This is a genomic window from Methanomethylovorans sp. (genome assembly GCF_050177135.1).
Lineage (GTDB): Archaea > Halobacteriota > Methanosarcinia > Methanosarcinales > Methanosarcinaceae > Methanomethylovorans.
The window spans coordinates 1-7490 of record NZ_JBFXHJ010000110.1 but is presented as its reverse complement, the minus strand read 5'-3'; the positions used below and the strand labels follow the sequence as shown (position 1 = coordinate 7490).

Annotated in this window: 6 protein-coding genes and 1 pseudogene; 4 read left to right on the top strand and 3 right to left on the bottom strand. The window is 42.5% G+C overall.

The annotated features are described in order from the left end of the window. The 3 genes and pseudogenes from AB7U21_RS08945 to AB7U21_RS08935 form a co-directional block, all read left to right on the top strand. Positions 1 to 261 (top strand): annotated as a pseudogene (locus AB7U21_RS08945) (pyruvate ferredoxin oxidoreductase); the annotation flags it as partial. 93 nt (positions 262 to 354) lie between these two features. Then, positions 355 to 1008, top strand: a complete 654-nt coding sequence (nth, locus tag AB7U21_RS08940; RefSeq protein WP_333787633.1) for an endonuclease III — start codon at positions 355 to 357, stop codon at positions 1006 to 1008. Between the two features lie 212 nt (positions 1009 to 1220). Next, positions 1221 to 2885, top strand: a complete 1665-nt coding sequence (locus tag AB7U21_RS08935; RefSeq protein ID WP_333787634.1) for a SulP family inorganic anion transporter — start codon at positions 1221 to 1223, stop codon at positions 2883 to 2885. A gap of 27 nt (positions 2886 to 2912) precedes the next feature. On the opposite strand, the gene AB7U21_RS08930 is transcribed toward AB7U21_RS08935, so the two are convergent. The 3 genes from AB7U21_RS08930 to AB7U21_RS08920 all read right to left on the bottom strand — a co-directional run bounded on the left by AB7U21_RS08930 (position 2913) and on the right by AB7U21_RS08920 (position 5601). Continuing rightward, positions 2913 to 3332, bottom strand: a complete 420-nt coding sequence (locus AB7U21_RS08930; RefSeq protein WP_428388419.1) for a GNAT family N-acetyltransferase — start codon at positions 3330 to 3332, stop codon at positions 2913 to 2915. 157 nt (positions 3333 to 3489) lie between these two features. After that, positions 3490 to 4146, bottom strand: coding sequence for a zinc ribbon domain-containing protein (locus AB7U21_RS08925; RefSeq protein WP_428388417.1), 657 nt, complete (start codon positions 4144 to 4146; stop codon positions 3490 to 3492). Positions 4147 to 4395: 249 nt separating this feature from the next. After that, a complete protein-coding gene (locus AB7U21_RS08920; protein ID WP_333787637.1) occupies positions 4396 to 5601 on the bottom strand; it encodes an aldo/keto reductase in 1206 nt (401 codons plus the stop codon). Positions 5602 to 6001: 400 nt separating this feature from the next. Here AB7U21_RS08920 and AB7U21_RS08915 point away from each other — a divergent pair. Further along, on the top strand, positions 6002 to 7490 hold a 1489-nt coding region (locus AB7U21_RS08915), incomplete at its 3' end, for a right-handed parallel beta-helix repeat-containing protein (RefSeq protein WP_428388415.1).

Below are 7490 nucleotides of genomic sequence, written 5' to 3'. Positions count from 1 at the left end.
TGTACAACAGGCTGGGGATTTGATACTTCCAAGACAGTGGAAGTTGCCCGGATGGCTGTTAAGACCGGTCTGTGGCCCTTGTTCGAAATGGAAAATGGGGAGATCACAAAGGTCAGGAAGATAGGTACGCCATCACCAGTTGAGGATTATCTCAAGATGCAGAGCCGCTTCAAGCACCTGTTCAACAAGGAAGGCGGTGCAGAAGAGATAGCCAAGATACAGGCCATCGCTGATAAGAACATTGAGCACTACGGGCTTTAAAGGCCTGTAGCTATTCTTTTTTCTGTGTTGTTTTTCTCTAGGTTTTTTCTTTTCTAAAAAAGTGATAAGAACTATCAGTTACTATTTACCTGCATGAATGCTGAGGAAAATATCCCCGACAACACCCACAACTTTGATAATATCTTCTCACTTCTGCGGGAGGTGTATCCTAATGCTGCCCCTGCCCTGCGTTTTAGTTCTCCTCTGGAACTTCTAGTAGCCACCATTCTTTCAGCCCAGTGCACGGACCGCCAGGTGAACCAGGTCACTCAGTCCCTGTTCAAGAAATACCGTACTCTGGAAGATTATGCTGCTGCTGATGTATCAGCATTTGGAAAGGAAATATATTCCACAGGCTTCTATCACCAGAAAGCAAAACACATCATCCAAAGCGCTCAGATCATGCTTACAGATTTTGGAGGTAAGGTACCCGATACCATGGAGGGTTTGCTGCAGCTTCCCGGAGTTGGCAGGAAGACTGCAAATATAGTTCTGTCAAGAGCCTTTGGGAAAATAGAGGGTATTGCAGTGGACACACATGTGAAAAGACTATCAAATCGCCTCGGCTTCACCCAACACGAAGACCCGGAAAAGATAGAGAAGGACCTTATGAGGATTGTAAAAAGAGAGGATCTGGAAACCCTTTCCATGACCCTGATCCTGCACGGGCGCAATGTATGTATGGCGCGCAATCCGAAGTGTGTGGAGTGTGTTGTAAAGGAGTTGTGTCCATCGAGCAGAGCATAATAGAATAAAAACAAACCTATTTTACTTCTTTCATGTTTATCTGGAATGTTATGTAAGTTTGATGTTTCAAACAAATACTTGTTTCAAGAAGCTAGCTCATATATTCCAGTGTTATACCTAACCTATTTTCATTATAGATTAATTATATATACGTGGTAATTGCTCTACTGCCCTTTGATGAACAATTAATGCCGCGCGTCGAGCAAGATAATATGGATGTAAGAACCGGGATTTCTGGGTATTTTAAGGAATCGTTTTTAAGTGACCTCAAAGCAGGTTTTATTACAGCTATCGTGGCACTGCCACTTGCTATTGCTTTTGCCATCGCTTCCGGTGTTGAGCCAGTGATGGGTCTTTATACGGCCGTGATAGCAGGAATGCTCGTATCTGCCACTGGTGGTTCCAAGTATTCTATAACCGGACCTACCGGTGCTATGACGGTTATAATCCTGTCCACCCTGAACAGCCATGGATTGGAAGGGCTGCTCCTTGCAGGTTTCCTTGCAGGTATATTCCAGATACTCTTCGGCCTGTTCAAACTGGGCAAGGTAGTCAAATACATTCCACTGCCTGTCATATCCGGATTCACAAGTGGTATTGGTGCTATCATATTAATAGGACAGATACCTAACGCGCTGGGTATGGCGATCCCTGCAAAGGAATACGCATGGGAAACTGTTGTTGCCATCATTGAGAACCTGAGTGCCGCTAACTACAATGCATTATTGATATGTATAGCCACTATTATACTCCTGCTCCACCTACCGGCGATCTTAGTCAAAATAAAATACCTGAATAGCCTTCCTGCATCCATAGTCGCACTGATCCTGTCAGTATTGCTGATTTATTATATGGAGATCGACATCCCCATTGTAGGCAGTATCCCGGCTGGTATTCCTACTATACAGATGATCAATCTCAACCCACAACTGGTGCTGACGGTTCTGCCAGCATCCCTGACCATAGCACTATTAGGAACCATAGAAGCTCTGCTCTGTGCTGTTGTCTGTGACGGTATGACCAACACAAAGCACGACAGCAACAGAGAACTCATGGGACAGGGACTGGGAAATATCATTCTTCCATTCTTCTCAGGAATTCCCTGTACAGCTGCCATTGCAAGGAGTGCGGTAAACATACGTGAAGGCGCAAAGACCAGAATATCGGGAATTATCCACGCCCTTATATTATTCGCCATACTTCTGTTCTTTGGTCCGATAGCCGCATTCATTCCAAAAGCCTACCTTGCAGGAGTACTTATACTGGTCTCTGTAAGGATGATCAACATCACCGAGTTCAAAACTATCATGCACATCAGCAAAATGGACACCACTGTCCTGATCGCCACATTTGTCCTAACAGTGCTCACAGATCTGGTTTTCGCAGTGCAGATGGGCATGTTCCTTGCAATAATCCTGCTGTTCATAAGGCTCACGAATGTCATTGATATCCAGACCATGGAGAACTACGACAAATCAACGGGTATTAACGCTACTATATTTTCTCACCCATATCTTGAAAAGAACGTTTCTGTATACACTCTCAACGGACCTTTCTTCTTCGGGGCAATGAATGTTTTCGAGAGCAAGATCAATGAACATATTAACATCAGCAGGCCTCATATAATACTGCGTATGCGTTATGTACCGTTCATTGATACCACTGGACTTGAAAGGCTTAGAAGTTTCATAAGTATGAGTAAAAAGAGGAATCAGAAAGTCTATCTCACCTCAATACAGCCGGAAGTGATGAGGAGAATGAAAAACGACGAAGACCTTATGGAACTGATAGAAAAACAGCATGTACACATATTTGAACACACACAGGATGCTCTGGAATACGTGAAGAAGAAGAGTGGGAATGAGAAAGTAGCGTGATCTAAAAAGTGATGATGGAATTTGACCTCAAAGCTCAACCATCATCCCATACCCAAACTTATCCGTAGGCCTCTTGAAAAAGCCAAATTTTTCATAAAAGGCTTCTTTTCCTTTTGCAGACATCAGGGTTACGTACGAATAATCCTGCACGTTCTCTTGCAGATATGACATTATCTTTTTCATCAGTGCAGTGCCGATGCCTTGATTCTGGTATTCTGGTAGAACAATGACATCTGCAATGAAATAGATGAAACTATGATCTCCGACCAAACGGGACATGCCTATAATATGATCATTTTTCACGGCACAAACACAGTAAATGGAATTATTGACGCTTTTTTCTATTGCATTTTTATTAGGAAAGGGCCAGTTGACTGACTGCCTTAAATAAATGTACTCTTCAACAGAGGGAAGCTTTTCTTCAAGAGAATAATCTATAGTATCCATTTCATCAGCTAATATATAGTGTGATCATAAAAAGCTATACAAAATTTGAAGAATAGTAGACATACCAGTCATTCAGAAGCCGAAAGCATCCTTAAATCTTAGCTTTCAGCCTTGGAACTTCAACTTTCAATTTAGAAACAAATATTTTGATCCTTCATCATTTCTGTACTTTTTGCCCGCATTCACCACAGAACTTTACTCCCGGCTCCAGTTTAGCTCCACAGCCTGTGCAGAACACATCCTTCTGGATCTTTGCACCACATTCTGGACAGAACTTGACCTTTGGATCAGAAAGTGGAGCATTGCATTCTGGACATGCAGCCCTTACACCAGCTCGCCAGCTTTCTTCTTTCAGTACCTCTCTGTCTTCTTCTGCCATTTTAGAGTGGGCCCAGATCTCTTCCACCGTACGGCTTGACTGAGCAGCTGCCATTTCTACAGCTATGTCCGGAGAACAATCCTTACAAAGCCCTTTTTTATCATTCCAGCAGCTTTTCTTGCATACCCAGGAAGAACATCTCGGACACTGGATGAAATCAGGTTTCAGTTCCTGCATCGCTTCAACAAAAGCAGCATCGTGAGCCTGTTCCCAACTAGCAGAACGCGCTCTTTCACTAAGATCAGCAGCACGTCCGAAAATACCACCGAACAGACCGCTGGCCGCATCCAATGCCCCTGTGACCTTACCGATAGCTGATGCCTTGAAACGTGTTCTATACCCAGTGCCACAGCGATCGCAGTAAAACTCGAATTGGAATCCCTGATTGGTACTCTGGTCGGAATAATTCCGGGTGAATTCTATTTTGCCGCTCATAGGTTTTCTCCTTAAAGATGATCTACGGTGATATTTTCTGATATATGATCAATGAATACAGGCATTGGACTTTTAAGCATGTAACTGGCATCCAATACCATATCTCTCGAAGATAAAGCATTAAGTTGCAATCAGAATTTGTGATTGCCATATATTTGCTTTGCCCTTTGATTCTCTCAGTTTTCTCTCATCCCCAACTGAACAAAACTCACCTCTGGCGAATAAAACATACTTCAGGCATTCGATCCCTCAGAAGTTATCATTTGCAAACAACTGCTTCGCAAACTCAATCCTCTTCTCCAGACCCGGCCCTTCAAACTCTTCCACAACCTTCTCAAGCAGTTGCGGTATTGGAAGATTTTGTGGACAGGCATTCAGGCATTGACCGCACTGCACACATTGGGATGCGAAATTCCTTTCAGCTCCTCTTAGAATGCCTCCGAGCTTTGCAGCATACATTATCATCAACCTATCTTTTCCACCGAACATGTACAAATTATTGTACGTTTCAAAACAGGCAGGAATGTCCACTCCCTGTGGACAGGGCATACAGTATCGGCAACCTGTGCAATTTATTTTCATCAGTTCTCTGTACTTATCTGCTACCCTGTCAATAAGTTTGAGCTCTTTAGCTGTCAGGGAATCAGCAAGACCTTCCCCTGCAGACTTAAGGTTCTCTTCAACATGATAAGGCTCGGTCATACCTGAAAGCACTACAGTGACCTCGGGATGGTTCCAGACCCAGCGCAATGCCCACTCCGCAGGACTGCGCTTGACATCAGCTTCGTTCCAGATGTCCATTATCTCACATGGAACAGGATCTGTCAGATTGCCACCTCTTAATGGCTCCATTATCACAACTCCAAGATCATGGGAAGCAGCGTATTCAAGCCCCTTTCTTCCTGCCTGTATATCCTCATCCAGGAAATTATACTGTATCTGGCAGAAATCCCAGTCATATCCATCCACAACATCCTTAAAATCCTCGGCATTACCATGATAGGAAAAACCTGCGTTGATGATGCGCCCATCGGCCTTGGCCCTGTCAAGAAAGTCATTAACACCTAAGTCCCAAATAGTCTTCCAGCTGCTGCCTACCAGACTGTGTAAGAGGTAATAGTCAATGTGGTCTGTGTTCAGTCTCTCAAGCTGCTTGTTAAGGAAACTATCCATGTCATCAAGGTTTTTTATCATCCATTGAGGCATTTTTGTCGCAAGCTTTACTTTTTCCCTGTATCCATCTGCAAGCACACGTCCGAGGAATGGCTCACTTTCTCCCATGTGGTAAGGCCATGCGGTATCTATATAATTGACCCCATTATCTATTGCATAGTGGATCATTTGAGTGGCTTTTTCCTCATCTATGCTTCCGTCCTGTTTGGTCGGAAGGCGCATGGCACCAAAACCAATTATTGAAAGCTTATCTCCATTCTTTGGCATTTTCCTGTATAACATGGTACTCCTCTTTTTGCTCCCAAATTAATATCAAATAATTATGTAAAGATCATTTTTAGATATTCCTTTCCACATCAACTGAAATGATATTTCTCCCTGATATCCAGCCAATCCCCTCAAATGATCCCGTTGAGGACAAAACCAATCTTACAACAGTCTTTTCCTAATCGCACAATATGGGCATGAGTTATTCTTGTGCTACTTCGTGCACCAAGAAGTTTGTGTTCATGGCTTAAGCCTTTGTTTTTTATATAATTTTATCTATATTAGTTACTTTATTTTGCCGGCGGTATAACTTATGAGATTTATATAAATCAATAATGTTCTTAGATGTACATTTTGATATGTTCATAGCTGTTATATCGATGACCAGATAGTTTTGAATTTACGGTGAACAACCATGAGTATGAAAAACGTAATTAGCTGGTCTCTTGTTCTATTGTTAACCATCATCCCTCTTGCAGGATGCAATGTAAACAGTTCTATTATGTCTGTTGACACAAATGAAACTGAATACTATGAGTTTAATGCAACGAAAGATGAAAACCAAATTGAAATGGTTGATTTTAATATAAATGATACAGAAAACTATAACTGGAATATTACAAGTGCTGAAATTCAAATAAATCAGACTTTTGATTCTGCAGCAAGTTCGGTTCCCTTAAAAACACCGGTTGTCTACGTTGATACTGATGGAACCGGAAATTACAACTGTGACGGAACAAATGATCACATTGAAATAAACAAGGCGTTGGCATATATTGATGGACGTGGGGGCGGTACTGTCTACCTAAGGGGCCCAAATACATACTGGATCGATAGTACCCTGAATATAGGTGCAAATACGGTCCTGACAGGTGACTCAACAGCTGAGATCAAATTGGTTGCAAAAGCCGGTTGGTCAGCACAGGTTCCATTAATAAGGGGTGAAACTGGAGCCGATAATATCGTGATCACTGGATTTACTATTGACGGGAACAGCGAATCACAATCCGGGATAATCAAGGGTCAAGGATATTATAATCTGATATTGTTCCAGAACTCAAATAATGTCGAGGTATCCCATATGCGTCTGGAGTGGGGTACAGGCGATGGAATGAAAGTTTACAGTGGTAACGGTATTAAGTTCCTTTACAACGATGTGTACAAGCTTGGTCATGATGCATGCTATATTCTGTATTCGAACAATGGAGAAGTTGCATACAATACCGTAATGACACGGACGAACAGCGCATGCCGGATCACCTGGGGATCACATTTCACTGTGCATGACAATATCTTCTACTCGGATCTATCTGGAGGCGATTCCACGGGTCCGGCTATAGAGATCGACAAAACAAATACAGGCAGCACAGCGGTATTTGATGACATAGAGATCTACAATAATAAGATATATTCAATTAATGGAGCAGGCATCTGGATGTTTGCAGGATATCCCGACAATGTGATCAGGGCAAAGAACGTTCATATACATCACAATACTTTTACTAAAGTCGGACAGTATGCTACAAACACCGGATACAGCAACGCAGCTATCGTGATCCAGAATTTTGATAACACCATCATTGAGAACAATGTATTTGATGATGGTGGCCATGCAGCAATAAAATGGTATGTGTGGTCCGGCCACATCACACAGCAAAAAGCACAGTTCACCACCTATGTTAGGAACAATATCATAATGAACAGTGATGGAGCAAGTGGAGTTACAGGTTCAGGCGTGGGTATATGGAACACACAGCCATCCTACGCGAAGTTCATAGTCCAGAATAACAATATCTACAATAATAAGAATGGTCAAACCTATGGCTCAGGTTTCACAATGAGTGACAACCTCAATGTTGATCCACAATGTGTTGATCCAACCAATTCACAACTCAGTTCACGTG